The sequence below is a fragment of the Streptomyces sp. NPDC107454 genome (assembly GCF_055582885.1).
In genome coordinates this window covers 55917-73471 of sequence record NZ_JBVJPA010000009.1, presented here as the reverse complement: position 1 = coordinate 73471, position 17555 = coordinate 55917, and the positions used below count along the sequence as shown (strand labels likewise).

Sequence of the window (17555 nt, the reverse complement as noted above, 5' to 3'; positions counted from 1 at the left end):
CGGAGGACGTCGTGCGCCGAGAACTCTTCACCGCCGACCACGAGGCGTTCCGGCAGCTCGTCCGGGAGTTCGTGGCCAAGGAGGTCGTCCCCCATTACACGGAGTGGGAGCACGCGGGCCGGCTGCCGCGCGAGCTCTTCGATAAGCTCGGCTCGCTCGGAGTGCTGGGCATGTCCGTACCCGAGGCGTACGGCGGAGCGGGCCTGCACGACTACCGCTACAACGTCGTGCTCCAGGAGGAGGCGGCCCGCGCCCTGGTCACGCTCGGCACGGTACGCACCCAACTCGACGTCGTCCTGCCGTACTTCCTCGCGTACGCCGACGAGGACCAGCGTGCGCGCTGGTTCCCCGGCCTCGTGGCGGGCCGGCTCCTGACCGCCGTCGCCATGACCGAACCGGGCACGGGCTCCGATCTCGCGGGCATCCGCACCACCGCCGTACGCGACGGGGACGCGTACGTCCTCAACGGGGCCAAGACCTTCATCACGGGCGGTCTCCTCGCCGACCTGGTGATCGTGGTGGCGCGCACGTCGACCGATCCCGACGACCGGCGGGCGGGCCTGACGCTGCTGGTCGTGGAGGACGGCATGCCCGGGTTCGCGCGCGGCCGGGTCCTCGACAAGATGGGCATCAAGGTGCAGGACACGGTGGAGCTGTCCTTCGACGAGGTGCGGGTCCCGGTCGCCAACCGGCTCGGCGAGGAGGGCGCTGCCTTCGGCTACCTCGGCCACAACCTCCCCCAGGAGCGGATGACGGTGGCGGTCGGCTCGGTCGCGCAGGCGAGGGCGGCACTCGAGACGACCCTCGCATACGTCAAGGAGCGGCAGGTGTTCGGGACTCCGGTCGCCTCCTTCCAGAACACGAAGTTCGAACTCGCCGCGGTGGCCGCCGAGATCGAGGCCGCGCAGACGATGCTCGACCGCGCGGTGCGCGAGCTCGTCGACGGCGCACTCTCCGGCGCGGACGCGGCCAAGGTCAAACTGTTCTGCACGGAGATGCAGGCACGCGCGGTCGACCGCTGTCTGCAACTCTTCGGGGGGTACGGGTACATCCTGGAGTACCCCATCGCCCGGCTGTACGCGGATGCGCGCATCACCCGCATCTACGCCGGCACGAGCGAGGTCATGAAGGTCATCATCGCCAAATCCCTGGGACTGTGAGCAGCATGGGTGACTTCTCCGGCAGGACCGGCGTCGCGTTCGTCGCGGGCGGCACCGGCGGCATCGGCGCGGCCGTCGTGCGCATGCTGGCCGAGCGCGGCAGCGACGTGGCGTTCACGTACCGCACCAGCCAGGCCGGGGCCGACGCCCTGGCCGCCGAGGTGAAGGCGTACGGGCGCCAAGTCCTCGCGCTGCGCCTCGACCTGGGCGACGAGCGGGCCACTGCGGAGGCCGTCGCCGAGGCGTCCGACGCCTCCGGGGGCCTGCACACACTGGTGTACGCGGCGGGCCCGCATGTGCCGATGGTGCACCTCAGCAAGGTGACGCCGAGTCAGTACCGGGCCCAGCTCGACGCGGACGCGGTGGCGTTCTTCAACCTCGTCCATCCCGCGCTGCCCCGGCTGCGGGAGAGGCGGGGCTCCATCGTCGCCGTCACCACTGTGGCCACCCGCCGGTTCCCCGTGCGCGACGGGCTGTCGTCGGGTACGAAGGGGGCGGTCGAGGCGGTGGCGCGGGCGCTGGCCGCCGAGGAGGGCCGCTATGGCGTCCGTGTGAACTGCGTCGGCCCCGGCATGCTGACCGACGGCATCGCCGCCCGTCTGATCAGCTCCGGCGAACTCGACACCGCGGCCCTGGACATCACCCGGCGCAACATCCCGCTGCGCCGTTTCGGCGAGGCGAAGGACATCGCGGAGGCGGTGGCGTTCCTGGCCTCGGACCGCGCGGGCTTCATCACCGGGCAGGAGCTGGGTGTGGACGGCGGGTACAGCGTGTAGTGCCCCGGGTGTTCACTCCGGCGGCGTGATCCGCCGTCCGCCGACGAACGTCGCGCGTACGACGTCGGCGGACATGAGGTCGAGGGCTTCTTTCAGCGGTACGTGGAGGAGGCACAGGTCGGCGACCGCGCCGACCGTCAACCGCCGTACCCGGGAGGGGTGCCGGGGCTCTCCGGCGAACAGGTCCAGCGCCGCGCGCCGGTCCACCGCCTCCCCGCCGGAGCGCTCGACGGCCGCCCGCATCACCGCCCAGGGGTCGGCACTTCCGTACGGCGCGTCGGTCCCGGCGGCGAGCGCGATCCCCGCCTCGGCAAGGTACCGGCACCGGTACAGGTGGGCCTGGTCGTCCTGGTCCACATCGGTCGCGTACTCCCGTCCCCGCTCCACGGGAAAGTGCGGCTGTGTCACGACCGTCACGCCGAGACGCGCGAGCCAGGGCATCGTCTCGGCCGGGATCACCGACCCGTGCTCGATCCGGTCGCCCGCGACCGGCCCGGCCTCCTCCAGGGCGAGCAGGGTCACGAGCAACTGCACCCGGGTCACACAGTGCACGGCCACCGGGCGGGGCCGCACCGCCGCCACGGATGCCGCCGGCTCACCCGGCGTCGGCAGGGTCGCGTCGTCGAGCAGGAACTTCACCGGCGCGTCGCCGGTCCCCATCACGACGAGCCGCTGCGGCAGTACCGAAAGCAACTCCGGCAGGCCCTGGCCCGGATGCGGATCCGCGTTGGTGAACCCGGTGATCCCGTACGCCGCGGCGTCGGACGCCCCCTCCTCGTCCGACGCGACGGCGGCCGGGCGCTGAACGCGCCGCGCGGCGCGGCGATCTGGGGGTCACGTGGGCACCGTACGACGGCCGTCGCAGGACGCCGCGCGTCAACTGCCGTTCCACACCGGCGTCCTGCGCTCCGCGAAGGCGTGGGCGCCCTCCGCCGCGTCCTTGCTGCGGAACACCGACATGACCTCGTCCGGTTCGGCCCAACGGCGTTCCCTCATCAGCTTCTTGGTCATGGCGACACCCAGCGGACCGTTGGCGGCGATCCGCCCGGCCAGCGCGAGCGCCTCCTCCCGTACTCGGTCGGCGGGGACCGCGCGGTTCACCAGGCCGGCGCGCTCGGCCCGGGCGGCCGTGACCGGATCGCCGGTCAGGCCCATCTCCAGGGCGACCGCCAGCGGCACCCGGTCGGCGAGCGTCGTACCGCCCCCGGCCGCGAACAGACCCCGCTTGACCTCGGCGATCCCGAGCTTGGCGTCCTCAGCCGCGACGACCAGGTCGCAGGCCAGCACCATCTCGAAGCCGCCGCCGAGCGCGGAGCCGTTCAGCGCCGCGATCACGGGGGTGCCGATGCCGTCCCGGAAGAACCACACCAGGCCGTCGAACTTGCCGCCGCCCTTCGCGAACGCCTTGAGGTCCATGCCGGCGCAGAACACGGTTCCGGCGCCCGTCAGGACGATCGCCCGGACGCCCGGATCGGCGTCCGCCTCCCGCAGTACGTCCGACAGGTCGTCGATCAGCTCCGGACTCAGGGCATTGCGGGCCTCGGCCCGGTTCAGGGTGGCGACGAGGACGTTGCCGACCCGTTCGGTCAGCACCAGGTCGCTCATCGGGAGGCACCCGTCGCCGCGCGCGCCCGGGAGCGGTACGCCTCCAGCTTCTCGGCGGGTTCGATCAGACGGTGGCTGCGCGACTGGATGGACACGTCGTGGCCCTCGGCCCGCTTGCGCAGCGCTCCCACGGTGGCCTGCTCGCGCGGGACATGGGTGAAGGGATCGAAGGAGTACCAGCGCATGGCGTTCTCGTGGGTCATCTTGTTGATGTCCGAGTCGGGCACGTCGAAGCGCTCCATCACGCCCATGAGTTCCTCGGGCGCCTGAGGCCACATCGAGTCGCTGTGCGGGTAGTCGCACTCCCAGGCGATGTTGTCGATGCCGATCTCGTGACGGAGTTTCACCCCCGTCGGGTCACTGATGAAGCAGGTGAGGAAGTGCTCCCGGAAGACCTCCGAGGGCAGCTTCCCGCCGAAGTCCTGGAGGGTCCAGGCCGCGTGCATCTCGAAGGTGCGGTCCACCCGCTCCAGGAAGTAGGGGATCCAGCCCGTGCCGCCCTCCGACAGGGCGATCTTCAGATCGGGGAAGTCCTTGACCGGCTGGGACCACAGCAGGTCGGCGGCGGCCGAGACGATGTTCATCGGCTGCAGGGTGATCATGACGTCGGGCGGCGAGTCGACCGCCGGGATCGCCAGCTTGCCCGAGGAGCCGATGTGCACCGACAGGACGGTGCCGGTGTCGGACAGCGCCCGCCAGAGCGGGTTCCAGTACGGATCGTGGAAGCTCGGGTACCCGAGCACCGCGGGGTTCTCGGTGAACGTCAGCGAGTGGCAGCCCTTGGCGGCCACCCGGCGGACCTCCGCCGCGCACAGTTCGGCGTCCCAGATGACCGGAATCGCCATCGGGATGAACCGCCCGGGATGCGCCCCGCACCATTCGTCGATGTGCCAGTCGTTGTAGGCCCGTACCAGCGCGAGCGAGAAGTCGGCGTCCTCCGTGGCGAACAGCCTGGCCGCGAACCCCGGGAAGGACGGGAAGTTCATCTGGGCGAGGATGCCGCCCGCGTTCATGTCGGCGACGCGCTCGTTCACGTCGTAGCAACCGGGGCGGATCTCGTCCAGGGCCTGCGGTTCGAGGCCGTACTCCTCCTTGGGCCTGCCGGCCACCGCGTTCAGCGCGGCGGTGCGGATCACCGTCTCCCGGAACGTCCAGGTGTCGGTGCCGTCGTCCTGGTGGACCAGTTGGGGCGCGTCGTCCTTGTACCGCTCGGGGAGGTGGTTCACGAACATGTCGGGGGGTTCGATGATGTGGTCGTCGACGCTGATGAGGATGAGATCGTCTCGATCCATGACGGGTTCCCTTCCGGAAGGGGGAGGCAGGCGGCTCGGGTGGGGGCTTGAGTGCGTACGGCTAGTCGGAGGCGGGCAGCGGCTTGGCCGCCTTGATGGTCATCGGGACGCCGTCGCAGCTCAGTTCGCCGGTGCCTGAGGAGGTGCAGAGCACTTCGAGGGCCCCGTCGGCGTCCACGTACCGCTTGCCGATGAGGGTGACGGCCTCGGCAGCCCCGACGGGCGCCGGCTTCGCGGCGGTCGCGGGCAGCATCGGACTGCCTCCGCAGGAGAGCTGGACCGAGCCGCCGGCGGGGGCGCGGACGACGACCACCCGCGTGCCGCACACGGCGCTGGCGAGCTGGTCACCGGGGCGCGGCGTCGTTACCGGTGGGGTCATGGTGGATGTCCCTTTCGAGCAGGCGATCGGCGAGCAGGTCGATGTCGTAGGACTGGCGGGCCATCCAGAACCGCAGGAAGCCGGTGAGCGAGTACCGCAGGAAGAGCGCGGAGCCCACCACGGTCGCGCAGACGCCCCCCAGCCCGAGTGCGAGTCCGTCGCCCTGGACGAGCGGGTCGACGGTGTTGTGGGACACCAGGTAGCCCGACACGCCGAGCACCAGGCCGCCCGCCATCAGCAGGACGCCGAGGCGCAGCCAGAGGGTGGCCCGGGCGGCGGCCGGGTCGGGGATCTTCAGTACCGCCAGTTCTCGGACGAAGCGGTCCGCGCGCGGCTCGGTGGTGGTCATGCGGAACTCCCCAGGTAGAGGGCGGACAGTTCGGCGCGCAGCCCGCCGTCGGGGTGGCCCTGCCGTTGGACCCCGCCACGTACGAGGACGGCCGCGTGGTCGGCGATGTCGAGGACGGCGGCCGCGAACTGCTCGACCACCAGGACGGCCACCCCCTGCCGGGCGATCTCGGCGACCTGTTCGTAGAGCCGGCCGACGATCAACGGGGCGAGTCCCATGGAGAGTTCGTCGAGCAGCAGGACGGCGGGGTCGGTGGCGAGGCCGCGGGCGAGCGCGAGCATCTGCTGCTCGCCGCCGGAGAGGGTGCCGGCCGCCTGCGAGGCGCGGCGGTGGAGGATCGGGAAGCGCTGGAAGGCGATCTCCTCGATCTCCGCGCGGCCGCGGCCGGTGAAGGTCATCATCAGGAGGTTGTCGCGGACGGACAGGTTGGGGAACACGCCGCGGCCCTCGGGGATCAGACAGACCCCGGCGCGCGCCAGGTCACGGGGGTCGGCTCCGGTCATGTCCCGGCCGCCCAGCCGGAGGCGGCCGGATGCGAGGGGGTGGACTCCGGAGGCGACGCGCAGGGTGGTGGTCTTGCCCGCCCCGTTCGGGCCCAGCAGGGCCACCACCTGTCCGGCGGCGACCTGGAGGTCGACGCCGTGCAGGACCGTGATCCGGTCGTAGGCGGCATGGACGCCGCTCAGTTCGAGAATGGCGCTCACGCGTCCCCCAGGTAGGCCGCCAGGACGGTCTCGTCGTTCCGGATCACCTCGGGCGGGCCGGACGCGATGACCTTGCCGAGATCGAGTACGTACACCTCGTCGCACACGCCCATGACGAGGCTCATGTCGTGTTCGACGAGGACCACGGCCGTGCCGTCTTCGGTCAGCGAGCGCAGCAGCGCGGCGAACCGTTCGGTCTCCTCGCTGTCCTGTCCCGCGGCGGGTTCGTCGAGGAGGAGCACCTTGGGCCGGATGACCATCGCGCGGCCGACCTCGACCAGGCGGCCGACTCCGGTGGGCAGTGCGTCGGGCGGGCTGTCGGCGAGGTGGGTCAGGCCGAGCCTGGTGAGGGTCTCGGTGACGGCGTGGTGTGCCCGGCGCCGGTCGGGACCGAGTTCGGCCGCGACGAGGAGGTTGTCGCGGACGGTGAGGCGGCCGAAGAGTTCAAGGCGCTGGAAGGTGCGGGCGAGTCCGCGCCGGGCACGGCCCGCGGGGCTGGTCCGGGTGACGTCCTGGCCGTCGAGGAAGACCTGTCCGCAGGAGGGCTTGCGCAGTCCGGAGGCGACGTCGAACAGGGTGCTCTTGCCTGCTCCGTTGGGGCCGATGAGTCCGGTCACGCGGCCCGGTTCGGCGCTCAGGGCGACGCCGTCCAGAGCCCGGTTGCCGCCGAAGGCGACGGTCACTCCGCTAATCCGCAGCAAGGCCACGGGCGAGCACCTCCCTGTCCTCGGGGCGCCAGGCGCGCTTCAGTCCCCACCACTCGACGGGGACCTCCGGTTCGGTCGGTGCGGCGGTCTGCCGAGCACTCGCCCAGATCCTCAGCGCCACCCCCGCGGCCACCGAACAGCCCAGGAACGTCCAGCCGTTGATCAGGTCGCCGAGCCGCAGGACCCACAGCAGGGCGAGTACGCAGAGCAGGCCGGGCAGGGCGATCCGGTCCCGGCCGAGCGGCTCCCACTCGCGGCGGAAGCGGACCACGATGCCGTCGGGGTTGTGGCCGAGTCCGATGCCGGCGAGGCCGGGCAGCAGGGCGACCAGGTTCTGCGCCCAGGGCGCCACGGCGACCAGCGCGTTCGTCGGGCCGATGTAGGCGGTCCCGGCGAACAGTCCGTTGCCCACCGCGCCGAGGCCGCCGACCACCGCGACGAGGAAGACGGGCAGTCCCGCCACCAGGCTGAACTGGTCGGCGGTGATCGACCGTTGCTGCATTCCGTACAGCGCGCCGCCGAGCCCGGCGATGCCCGAGGAGAGCGCGAACACCAGGACCTTGGCCCGCAGCAGGCTGCCGCCGAGGGTCGCGTAGGCGGCCTCGCTGTCGCGCAGCGCGATCAGCCGCCGTCCGAAGGGGCCCCGGCGCACCGCCGCCACGGCCAGTGAGGCGAGCGCGAGGCAGACGGCCGCGAACACCAGCTGCTTCGCCGCGGTGTCCAGTTCGAGGCCGAAGAGCCGGGGTCCGGCCACGTCCACCGAGCCCTGGTCGAACAGGGCGATCCGCATCCCGAACAGGTGGAAGGACGGCAGGGTGAAGATCCACCGGTCCAGGACGACCGCGAAGGCGGCGGTCCCGAGCGCCAGGTACACCCCGGACAGCCGCAGTGCGGGCAGCGCGACGAGGGCGCCGGCCACCGCGGAGACCAGGATCGCGGCTCCGAGGGCCCAGAACTCCCCCTGCGCGCCCAGGTGGGCCCATACGACGGCCCCGATCCCTGCCATGCTCAGCTGGCAGAGCGATATCTGCCCGGCGTACCCGGCCAGCGGTACGTACGACAGGGCCACCACGCCGAGCGAGAAGATGGCGCCGTAGGTGATGAGGTCGGCCTCGCCGAGGACCGAGGCCAGTACCGCGCCGAACGCGACGACACAGGCGGCGAACACGGCCGTGCCGCGGGCCGTCGGAACCGGCACCGGGCGCAGCTTGCGGTCCCGGCCGCGCAGTCGCCGGTGCGGGAACGCCAGCAGGGCCACGAACAGCAGCAGCGCGGGGGCGGCCAGCCTGAGGCCGGGCAGGTAGGCGTTCTGCGGGAGATAGCCGGTCAGATAGCTCTCCACACAGCCGACCACGATCGCGCCGACGAAGGTCAGGGGCACGCTGCGGAGCCGGCCGAAGATGGCTGCGGTGTAGGCGCTGACGATCAGCAGCGAGAGCTGGGCTGCGTCGAGGGTGACGGTCGGCGCGATCAGGATGCCGCCGATCGCGGCGAGTTGGGTGCCGAGGATCCAGGCGGTCCTGTTGGCCCGTACGGGATGGGCTCCCGTCAGCCCGACCAGGGCGCGGTCGTCGACGGTCGCCCGCATCTCGGCGCCCGGGCGGGTGCGGTAGAGCAGGATCCGCAGGCCGACCGCGACCAGCACCGCGACGGTCATGGTGAGGGCCTGGTGCCATGTGACCACGGCCGAGCCGAGGTGGAAGGGCTTGCGGTCGGCGAAGAACGTGGGCAGCGTGCGCGGCACGTTGGGATCCCAGATCCAGCGGGCGACGGCGATGAGGCCGCTCAGCAGCGCCACCGTCATGACCAGCCGTTCGGCCTCACCCAGTGCCTGGACGGGCCGGAGGACGACCTTCTCGACGAACAGGCCGAAGGCAGGCGCGAGGACGAGCAGGACCACGGCCAGCGCCACCGGTACCGGCCAGCCCCAGCCGGCGGTGAGCTGCCAGTAGGTGAAGGCCGACAGCATGCCCGCCGCGCCGTGCGCGAAGTTGAAGACGCCGGTCGTCGTGTAGGTGAGCACCAGTCCGCTGCCGATGACCGCGTAGATCGCGGCGGTGCTCAGGCCGACGATCCCGAAGGTGAGGAACTGCTCCATGACGGGCCGTCACTCACACACTCGCCGCGACCGGCGAGGACGAATGGTCTCGGCGGCCGGTCGGCCGGGAGGCGGTGACGGCGGTGCCATCTGCCGCCAGGCGTACTTGGCGATCGCCCCCAGGGCGGCGAAGGGTGTGGGCTGGTTCAAGGGGTCTCCTCCTCGGTGCTGTCCCCGAGCGGCCGGCGGGAACAGGTGATCGCCGCGGCCACCTTGAGCGCGAGGTGGTTCTCCTCCTCTCTATGGGTGGAAACTAGCTTCTCACTAAGAGAGAATCAACCATTCACACAAAGGCAGGAGAGACGATGAGCGGACAGCGCAGGGGAACCGCGATCGCCATGACCGACTCCGAGCGGGACGCCTTCCTGCGAACCCAGCCGCTGTGCCGGGTCGCGACCGTAGGACGGGACGGGGATCCCCACGTCAGCGCCCTGTGGTTCGTGTGGGACGGGTCCACGCTGTGGCTCAACTCGCTGGTACGCAGCCAGCGCTGGACCGATCTGGACCGGGATCCCCGGCTCGGCGTGATCGTCGACGACGGGGGCACGGACTTCATGGCCCTGCGCGGCGTCGAACTACGAGGCAGCGTCGAGGTCGTCGGCGAGGCACCCCGCAAGGGAGACCCCCTGGACGAGCTCGCGCGCCCCGAACGGCTCTTCGCGGACAAGTACATGGGCGGCGGCGCGTTCCGGTACGACGGGAAGCACGGCTGGCTCCGGCTCACCGCGGAGAAGGTCGTGAGCTGGGACTTCGCGAAGCTCCGCCGCGACCGTTGACACCACGGCCGTTGACGCCGTGACCCACACATGGAAACCTGCCACTCATGAATGAGAATGACATTCTCATCGGCATTCTCACCGAAGGGCGGACAGGTCCTTGTCCACTGACGACCTGATGGAGATTCAGCAGCTGCTGGGCCGCTACGCGGTCCACATGACCCGGGGCGACATCGACGGGGTGCTCGCGGTCTTCACCCTCGACGGCACCTACAGCGCCTTCGGGGACACCTATGGCCTCGACGAGTTCCCGGCGCTGGTCGCCGCCGCGCCCAAAGGTCTGTTCCTGGTGGGTACGGCCGTGATCGAGCTGCCCGAGCACGCGGGGACGGACGGGAACACCGCGACCGGCACCCAGCCGCTGTGCTTCATCGAGCACGCCACCCACGCCATGCGGATCGGCTACTACAACGACACCTATCTGCGGACCGCCGACGGCTGGCGGCTGCGGACGCGGGCGATGACGTTCATCCGCCGCAGCGGGGCGCACGACTCGGGCCGCCCGCACTCCTTCGAACGCCCGGGCGCGTGAACGTCACGGAGTTCCGGTCGGGTCTGCGCCACTGGCTCGACCGGAACGACCTCTCCCCCGGGCCCGATCACTCCCTCGACGGCCAGGTCGCGCAGCTGGCCCGGGTGCGGCGCGCGCTCTACGAGGCGGACTGGATGCGCTACGGCTGGCCCGCCGGGGTGGGAGGTCTCGGCGGGCCGGCCGTACTGCGGGCCGTGCTCGGCGAGGAGGTCGCCTCCCGGGGCCTGGCCGAGCCCGGCATCTACTCGATGATCGAGGTGCTCGCCCCGACGATGATCTCGTACGCCCGCCCGGAGCTGGCGGCAGAGATGGTCCCGCTGCTGCTCGGCGGCCGGGAGCAGTGGTGCCAGGGCTTCTCCGAACCCGGCTCGGGCAGCGACCTCGCCTCTCTCACCACCCGGGCCGTCCCCCGGGGCGGGGACTGGGTGGTGACGGGCCAGAAGGTGTGGACGAGCCTCGCGCAGTACGCGGCGCGCTGTGTCCTGCTCACCCGCACCGCGCCGGGCCACGACGGGATCACCGCGTTCTTCGTCGACATGGACACCCCCGGCATCACCGTGCGGCCGCTGCGCACGATGCACGGCGTGGACGAGTTCGCCGAGGTGTTCTTCGACGACGTGGTCGTCCCCGCCGACCGGATGCTCGGCCGCCCCGGCGACGGCTGGCGACTCGCGATGGACCTGCTCCCGCACGAGCGCTCCACCTGCTTCTGGCACCGCGTCGCCCACCTCTACACCCGGCTCGACCGGCTGCTCACGGAGCTGGCCGAACCGGATGACGCCGGGGAGGACCTGGCCCTGGGCGCCGCCTATCTGGCGCTGCACACCGTGCGCTGCCGCTCCCACGCCACCCAGCGGCGCCTCGCGGCCGGCGCCCGGCTCGGCCCGGAGACCTCCGTCGACAAGGTGCTGCTGGCCACCGCCGAGCAGCAACTCTTCGACACCGCCCGGGACCTGCTCCCCGGCGTGCTGGAACTGACGGACGCGCCATGGCGGGAGGAGTTCCTGTACTCGCGGGCGGCGACCATCTACGGCGGCACCGCCGAGATCCAGCGCAACATCATCGCCCGTCGACTGCTGGACCTGGGAAGGGACTGACCCACGATGGATGCCGCCGAGCGAGACCTGTTCGCGCAGACGCTCCGCAAGACGATGACGGCGGCGTCGGGCCGCGCCCTCGACACGGCCCTGGCCGCCCTCGGCTGGTCCGACCTGCTGACGGAAGTGCCGGACGTGGCGGTCCCGCTCACCTTCGGGCTGCTCGGCGAGACCGGCGCGCACGCGCCGCTGCTCAACGACGTCCTGCTGCACGCGGCGGGACGTGCCGTCGGGGGCACACTGCCCCTGCCGTACACGGGCGGCGCGTGGGTCGCGTGGGAGCGCACGGACGAGACGGGCGGGGCGCTGGACGGCGAGCTGCCGCTGCGGACCGTCGCGGCCGGGGATCCCGTCCCGCTCGCCGCGGGACGCCGGGCGCTCGGCTGGTGGCTCCTGGGCACCGGCCGGGCGATGCTCGCGCTCGCCCGCTCACACGTGCTCGACCGGACCCAGTTCGGCCGTCCCCTGGCCTCCTTCCAGGCCGTACGGCACCGGCTCGCCGAGACCCTTGTCGCGCTCGACGGCGCCGAGGCGACCCTCGTGGCCGCCGAGGACGACCTCGGCTGCCTGCTCGCCAAGGCGGCGGCCGGACAGGCGGCGCTGACGGCCGCCCGGCACTGTCAGCAGGTCCTCGGCGGGATCGGCTTCACCGCCGAGCACGACCTGCACCGGCACGTCCGGCGCGCCCTCGTGCTGGACGGACTGCTGGGCAGCGCACGGGAGCTGACGCGGGAGGCCGGGGCGCTGATACGCGAGGACCGCTCGGCTCCGCGACTCGCACAGCTGTGACGCGGACGCGTGAGCGGCCCGGTCTGCCGCGGCGGTCGCGGAGCCGGGAGCCCACGAGCGGGGCCGCGTAGGCCCGTCCCTCGACCGGGCGCCCGGGTGTCAGTGGTCGGCGGCGACTCCCCCCGACGCCTCCGCCCTCCCCCCGAAAGAACCTCACGGCCGGCCCAACCTCACAGCCGCAAGGCCCACATCCCCTCGCATCCCACCGAACCGCACCGGGAGTGCCCGTGACCGACCTCTGGAACGACCTGCTCAGCTGCCTGGAGCTGCGCCCCGGCCCCTCGGCCCCCGAGCCCGTCACGGGCTTCGAAGGATCCAACCAACACCTCAGCCATCACCGGCTGTTCGGCGGACAGCTGCTGGCCCAGTTCGTCCGGGCCGCCGCTCTCACCTGCCCGGACAAGGCCGTCAAGTCCCTGCACGCCCAGTTCCCGCGCGAGGGCCTGACTGACGAACCCGTCCACTACGAAGTGACGCGCCATCGCGAGGGCGGCACCTTCGCAACCCTGACGATCGTCGCCCGGCAGACGCCTGGCGTCATCGCCACCGCCTCGGCGTCCCTGCACGCCGTGGAGGACGGACTCGACCAGCAGAGCGACTTCAAGGTCCCCTCCGTGCCCGGCGCGGAGCACGACGTGGACCTCGGCCTCATCCCCTGGACGACCCGGTCGGTCACCGACCTGGAGTCCCCCAAGGCGGCGCCGCCCGAGTACGACCTGTGGATGCGCATGCCGGAGGCCGCCACCGAACTCGCCCCGGCACTCGTCGCGTACTCCACCGACCTGACACTCATCGGCACCGCCGTGCGCCGCCTCGACGGGATCTCCCAGCGGGACTCGCGCACGGCGTTCACCTCCGCCGTCACCTCGCACAGCCTCTGGTTCCACCGGCCGCTGCACATCGAGGGCTGGCTGCTGCTGCACCAGCACAGCCCGATCCTCGCCCACGGCCGCTGCTTCGGCCGTGGGGACGTCCTGACCGAGGACGGCACACTCGTCGCCTCGTACGCCCAGGAGGCGCTGCTCCGCTTCCGGAGCTGATCCACCGGCGGCGGGGGTCGTCCGGGGTGCCGATCAGTGGGGCACCCCGGCGCGGCCACGCGGCATGCGCCGGGCCTCCGCGCCGGGGGGCGCTGTCAGGTCAGGGAGCCGGGACCTCGATGACCGTCGCCGACCCCATACCGCCGCCCGCGCACAGGGCGGCCACCCCGATGCCGCCGCCGCGCCTGCGCAGTTCGTGGACGAGCGTGACCAGCATGCGGGCCCCGGTGGCGGCGACCGGGTGACCGAGGGAGCAGCCGCTGCCGCTGAAGTTCACCGTGTCCGGGTCGAGTTCGAGCAGCCGGACGGCGGCGACGGGCACCGAGGCGAACGCCTCGTTGATCTCGAACAGGTCGACGTCGGCGACCGACAGGCCCGCGCGGGCCAAGGCCTTGGGGATCGCTTTCACCGGGGCCAGGCCCATCTCGGCGGGGTCGACACCGACGGACGCCCAGGACCGTACGGTGGCGAGGGCCGTCAGCCCCTCACGGGCCGCCGTCGCCTCACTCGCGACGACCAGGGCGACCGCGGCGTCGTTCGCACCGCCCGCGTTGCCCGCCGTGATGCTGAAGCCGTCGATCTCCGGGTGCAGCGGCTTCAGCCTGGCCAGTTTCTCCGCGCTGGTGTCCCGGCGCGGGTGCTCGTCGACGGAGAACAGCCCGTGGGGGGTCTCGATCGGGACGATCTCCTCCTTGAAGCGGCCCTCGTCGATGGCCGCCACGGCGTTGCGGTGCGAGCGCAGCGCCCAGGCGTCCAGTTCGGCGCGGGTGAGGCCCGCCGCCACGGCGGTGTTCCAGCCCACCGTGATCGACATGTCCTTGTTGGGGGCGTCGGGGCGGTCGGGGTGGGTGGGCGACATCCAGGGTACCCACGCGCCGTTGACCCGGAAGAGCGCCTTCGGGGAGGTGGAGGCCGAGTTGACGCCGCCGGCGATGACGAGTTCGTCCATGCCCGCCATCACGCTCGCGGCGGCGCTCTGGACGGCGGCCATGCCCGCGGCGCAGTGCCGGTTGCTGGCCAGCCCCGCGACCGAGGTGAGCCCCGCGGTGACCGCGGCGTGCCGGGCCAGGACGCCGCCGCCGTAGAGGCCCTCGCCGAGGATCACGTCGTCGATGAGGGCCGGGTCGAGGCCTTCGGCCGCCGCGGTGACGATGTGGTGGGCCAGGTCGAACGCGGTCGTGTCGCGCAGGGTGCCCTTGACTGCGGTGCCGATGGGGGTGCGCAGGGCGGACGCGATGACTGCTTCAGGCATGGGTGGTCTCCAACTCGGCCAGGAGGGTGCGGCGCAGCAGTTTTCCGGTCTCGGTCTTGGGGAGTTCGGCGCGGAACACGATGGCGTCCGGCGTCTTGGACGAGCGGAGCCGGTCCTTGACCCACTGCCGGATCTCGGCCGGGTCGCCCGCGCCGACGACGATGGCGACGATCCGCTGCCCCCACTCGGGGTCGGGCAGCCCGACGACGGCCGCCTCGACGATGCCGGGGTGGGCGAGGAGTACGTCCTCGATCTCGGCCGGGGCGATGTTCTCGCCGCCACGGATGATGGTGTCGTCGGCGCGCCCCTCGATGAAGAGGTAGCCCTCGGCGTCGAGCCGTCCCCGGTCCCGGGTGGCGAACCAGCCCTCGGCGTCCAGGGCGCTGCGGCCGCCGTACTCGCCGGAGATCTGCTCGCCGCGTACGAAGACCAGTCCGGTCTCCCCCGCCGAGGCCGGTCTGTCGTCGTCCGTGCGGATCTGGATCTCGATCCCGGGCAGCGCCCGGCCCACCGAGCCGAGGCGGTCGCGTACCGCGGGGTCGTCCGACACGGACGCCCGCCAGTGGTCGTCGGGGCCGAGGACGGCGATGGAGGAGGCGGTCTCGGTCAGGCCGTAGGCGTTGACGAAGCCGGTCTGCGGGAAGATGCGCAACGCCCGTTCCACGATGGGCCCCGGGGTGCGCGCACCCCCGTAGGCGAGGCTGCGCAGCAGGGGCGCCCCGGCGTCGTCGCCGGGCACCTCGGCGACGATCCGGGCGAGCATGGTGGGGACCACGAGGGCGTGGGTGATCCGCTCCCCGCGTACGGTCTCCAGCCAGTGCCGTGGTTCGAACGTCTGCAGGTACACGATCCGACGGCCGGAGTAGAGGTTCGTCAGCAGGTTCATGAGTCCCGCGACGTGGTACGGCGGTACCGCCACCAGCGACGCGTCGTCCTCCTCGGCCGAAGCGAACTCCTGGGTGTTCAGCACGTAGGCGAGCAGATGGCGGTGCCGGAGCACGGCCGCCTTGGGCTCGGCGGTCGTGCCGCTGGTGTAGAGCAGCACGGCGACGGACTCCTGGTCCTGCGGCGGGTCCAGGAACTCCACGTCCGGCCGCTCGTCGAGCAGGGCGTCGAGGTCGGCGGGGCACAGGACCACGGCGCCGGGATGGCGGGCCAGCAGGGCGTTCAACTGCTGCTCGCCGAGCCGGTAGTTGACCGGGACGAAGGGAACGCCCGCCAGAGCGGCTCCGAACAGGGCGACGGGATAGGCGAGTTGGTTGGCGCCGAGATGGACGACGGCCTGATGGCCCCGGAAGCGGTGGGCGGCGGCATGGGCGCGGCGCAGCAGTTCGGCGGCGGTCAGCGAACGGCCGCCCGCCGTTATCACCGCCCGATCGCCGGCCGAAGCCGCCATCTCAAGGATCATGGTGATATTCATGAGAATGCTATTCTCGTATACACAGAGCCCTGCTTGCAAGAGAGGATAACCTTGATGCAGATCAGTGGGAGTTCCGCGGTCGTGGTCGGTGGGGCGGGGGGCCTGGGCGAGGCCACCGTCCGTCGCCTCCACGCGGCAGGAGCGAAGGTGGTCGTGGCCGACCTCGCCGACGAGAAGGGCAAGGCGCTCGAGGCGGAGTTGGGCGTCCGCTACATACGCACGGACGCCACCGACGAGAACGACGTGAAGGCGGCGATGGCCGAGGCCGAGGCGGCGGGACCGCTCAGGATCTCGGTGGACGCGCACGGCGGCCCGGCCAGTGGCGGCCGGCTCGTCGGCAAGGACGGCGAACCCCTGGACCTCGCGGGCTTCCGCAAGACCATCGACTTCTACCTCACGGCCGTCTTCAACGTCATGCGCCTGGCGGCCGCGGCCATCGCACGCCAGGAGGCGGTCGACGGCGACCGGGGCGTCATCGTCAACACCGCGTCGATCGCGGCGTACGAAGGGCAGATCGGGCAGATCCCGTACGCCGCCGCCAAGGGCGGGGTGGTCGGCATGACCCTCGTCGCCGCGCGCGACCTCTCGCCGCTGGGCATCCGGGTCGTCACGATCGCCCCGGGCACCTTCCTCACCCCGGCCTACGGCGCGGCGGGCGACCAGCTGGAGGCCTACTGGGGGCCCAAGGTCCCGCATCCCAAGCGCATGGGCCGCTCCCCCGAGTACGCGGCTCTCGTGGAACACATCTGCGAGAACGACTATCTCAACGGCGAGGTCGTCCGCCTCGACGGCGCCCTCCGGTTCCCGCCGAAGTGAACGGCCGCCCGAACGTGAGCGGCGAGCTCAAGGGGAAGGTGGCGTTCGTCGCCGGGGCGAGCCGGGGCATCGGCCGCACGATCGCGTGGGGACTCGCGGAGGCGGGGGCCGCGGTCGCGGTCGCCGCGCGCTCCGAGGAGGAGGGCCGGACACCCGGCACGATCCACGCCGTCGCCGGGCGGATCACGTCGGCGGGTGGCCGCGCCCTCGCGGTCGCGTGCGACGTGACCTCCGAGGCGTCGGTCGAGGCCGCCGTGGCCACGACCGTCGAGGAGTTCGGCGGGATCGACATCCTGATCGCCAACGCCGGGGTCATGTGGCTCGGCCCGGTCGAGTCCACGCCGCTCAAGCGCTGGCAGCTGTGCCTGGACGTCAATCTCACCGGGGTCTTCCTCGTCACCAGGGCCGTCATCCCGCACATCAGGGCGCGCGGCGGAGGCTCGCTCGTGGCGGTGACGACCAACGGGGTCGGCATGACCGACAGGGGAGCCAACGCGTACTGGGTCTCCAAGGCGGGCGTCGAGCGCCTCTATCTCGGGCTCGCCGCCACCCTCAAGACCGACAACATCGCGGTCAACTGCCTCGCCCCGTCGCGTGTCGTCGTCACCGAGGGCTGGCAGGCCGGGGGCGGCGGACGCGAGATCCCACCGGAGATGATCGAACCCCCGGAGGCGATGGCCCACGCCGCGGTACGCCTGGCCGGCCAGGACGCGAGCGGTATCACCGGCACGGTGCAGAAGTCGGAGTCGATGCCGGGGTGAAC

Annotated in this window: 19 protein-coding genes; 9 read left to right on the top strand and 10 right to left on the bottom strand. The window is 72.0% G+C overall.

Going from position 1 to position 17555, the window contains the following annotated elements:
* Positions 1-11 precede the first annotated feature (11 nt).
* Complete coding sequence (locus ACZ69M_RS23725) at positions 12-1160, top strand: acyl-CoA dehydrogenase family protein (protein WP_470052602.1); 1149 nt, start codon at positions 12-14, stop codon at positions 1158-1160.
* 5 nt (positions 1161-1165) lie between these two features.
* Positions 1166-1936, top strand: a complete 771-nt coding sequence (locus ACZ69M_RS23720; protein ID WP_470052600.1) for an SDR family NAD(P)-dependent oxidoreductase — start codon at positions 1166-1168, stop codon at positions 1934-1936.
* Positions 1937-1948: 12 nt separating this feature from the next.
* Here the strand turns inward: ACZ69M_RS23720 and ACZ69M_RS23715 are convergent, their stop codons facing one another.
* The 8 genes from ACZ69M_RS23715 to ACZ69M_RS23680 all read right to left on the bottom strand — a co-directional run bounded on the left by ACZ69M_RS23715 (position 1949) and on the right by ACZ69M_RS23680 (position 9070).
* Entirely contained in the window at positions 1949-2629 is a 681-nt protein-coding gene (locus ACZ69M_RS23715) for an amidohydrolase family protein (RefSeq protein WP_470052598.1), read from the bottom strand.
* A 183-nt stretch (positions 2630-2812) separates the two neighbouring features.
* On the bottom strand, positions 2813-3541 hold the full coding sequence (locus tag ACZ69M_RS23710) for an enoyl-CoA hydratase-related protein (protein WP_470052596.1): 729 nt from the start codon (positions 3539-3541) through the stop codon (positions 2813-2815).
* Positions 3538-4833 carry an amidohydrolase family protein gene (locus ACZ69M_RS23705; protein ID WP_470052594.1) on the bottom strand — a complete coding sequence of 432 codons (1296 nt, stop codon included), beginning with the start codon at positions 4831-4833 and terminating at the stop codon, positions 3538-3540. Before ACZ69M_RS23705 ends, ACZ69M_RS23710 begins: the two co-directional genes overlap by 4 nt.
* A 61-nt stretch (positions 4834-4894) precedes the next feature.
* Entirely contained in the window at positions 4895-5212 is a 318-nt protein-coding gene (locus tag ACZ69M_RS23700) for a hypothetical protein (RefSeq protein ID WP_470052592.1), read from the bottom strand.
* Positions 5178-5561, bottom strand: a complete 384-nt coding sequence (locus ACZ69M_RS23695) for a hypothetical protein (protein WP_470052590.1) — start codon at positions 5559-5561, stop codon at positions 5178-5180. Before ACZ69M_RS23695 ends, ACZ69M_RS23700 begins: the two co-directional genes overlap by 35 nt.
* Positions 5558-6265, bottom strand: coding sequence for an ABC transporter ATP-binding protein (locus ACZ69M_RS23690; RefSeq protein ID WP_470052588.1), 708 nt, complete (start codon positions 6263-6265; stop codon positions 5558-5560). The genes ACZ69M_RS23695 and ACZ69M_RS23690 overlap by 4 nt, the downstream gene beginning before the upstream one ends.
* Positions 6262-6972 carry an ABC transporter ATP-binding protein gene (locus tag ACZ69M_RS23685; protein ID WP_470052586.1) on the bottom strand — a complete coding sequence of 237 codons (711 nt, stop codon included), beginning with the start codon at positions 6970-6972 and terminating at the stop codon, positions 6262-6264. Before ACZ69M_RS23685 ends, ACZ69M_RS23690 begins: the two co-directional genes overlap by 4 nt.
* A complete protein-coding gene (locus ACZ69M_RS23680) occupies positions 6953-9070 on the bottom strand; it encodes a branched-chain amino acid ABC transporter permease (RefSeq protein ID WP_470052584.1) in 2118 nt (705 codons plus the stop codon). The genes ACZ69M_RS23685 and ACZ69M_RS23680 overlap by 20 nt, the downstream gene beginning before the upstream one ends.
* Positions 9071-9375: 305 nt before the next feature.
* Here ACZ69M_RS23680 and ACZ69M_RS23675 point away from each other — a divergent pair, with 305 nt between their 5' ends.
* The 5 genes from ACZ69M_RS23675 (at position 9376) to ACZ69M_RS23655 (ending at position 13304) form a co-directional block, all read left to right on the top strand.
* A complete protein-coding gene (locus ACZ69M_RS23675) occupies positions 9376-9846 on the top strand; it encodes a pyridoxamine 5'-phosphate oxidase family protein (protein WP_470052582.1) in 471 nt (156 codons plus the stop codon).
* A 100-nt stretch (positions 9847-9946) separates the two neighbouring features.
* The gene (locus ACZ69M_RS23670) at positions 9947-10378 is read left to right on the top strand and encodes a nuclear transport factor 2 family protein (RefSeq protein ID WP_470052580.1); all 432 of its coding nucleotides are present in this window, start codon (positions 9947-9949) and stop codon (positions 10376-10378) included.
* A complete protein-coding gene (locus ACZ69M_RS23665) occupies positions 10375-11475 on the top strand; it encodes an acyl-CoA dehydrogenase family protein (RefSeq protein WP_470052578.1) in 1101 nt (366 codons plus the stop codon). The genes ACZ69M_RS23670 and ACZ69M_RS23665 overlap by 4 nt, the downstream gene beginning before the upstream one ends.
* Positions 11476-11481: 6 nt before the next feature.
* Entirely contained in the window at positions 11482-12264 is a 783-nt protein-coding gene (locus tag ACZ69M_RS23660) for an acyl-CoA dehydrogenase family protein (protein ID WP_470052576.1), read from the top strand.
* A 227-nt stretch (positions 12265-12491) separates the two neighbouring features.
* The gene (locus ACZ69M_RS23655) at positions 12492-13304 is read left to right on the top strand and encodes an acyl-CoA thioesterase (RefSeq protein WP_470052574.1); all 813 of its coding nucleotides are present in this window, start codon (positions 12492-12494) and stop codon (positions 13302-13304) included.
* Positions 13305-13404: 100 nt separating this feature from the next.
* On the opposite strand, the gene ACZ69M_RS23650 is transcribed toward ACZ69M_RS23655, so the two are convergent.
* Complete coding sequence (locus ACZ69M_RS23650; protein ID WP_470052572.1) at positions 13405-14556, bottom strand: thiolase family protein; 1152 nt, start codon at positions 14554-14556, stop codon at positions 13405-13407.
* The gene (locus ACZ69M_RS23645) at positions 14549-15976 is read right to left on the bottom strand and encodes a class I adenylate-forming enzyme family protein (protein ID WP_470052570.1); all 1428 of its coding nucleotides are present in this window, start codon (positions 15974-15976) and stop codon (positions 14549-14551) included. The genes ACZ69M_RS23650 and ACZ69M_RS23645 overlap by 8 nt, the downstream gene beginning before the upstream one ends.
* Positions 15977-16030: 54 nt before the next feature.
* On the opposite strand from ACZ69M_RS23645, the gene ACZ69M_RS23640 reads away from it, so the two are divergent.
* Both ACZ69M_RS23640 and ACZ69M_RS23635 read left to right on the top strand, forming a co-directional pair.
* Positions 16031-16792 carry an SDR family NAD(P)-dependent oxidoreductase gene (locus ACZ69M_RS23640; protein WP_470052568.1) on the top strand — a complete coding sequence of 254 codons (762 nt, stop codon included), beginning with the start codon at positions 16031-16033 and terminating at the stop codon, positions 16790-16792.
* Positions 16789-17553, top strand: coding sequence for an SDR family NAD(P)-dependent oxidoreductase (locus ACZ69M_RS23635; RefSeq protein WP_470052566.1), 765 nt, complete (start codon positions 16789-16791; stop codon positions 17551-17553). Before ACZ69M_RS23640 ends, ACZ69M_RS23635 begins: the two co-directional genes overlap by 4 nt.
* Positions 17554-17555: the final 2 nt, after the last annotated feature.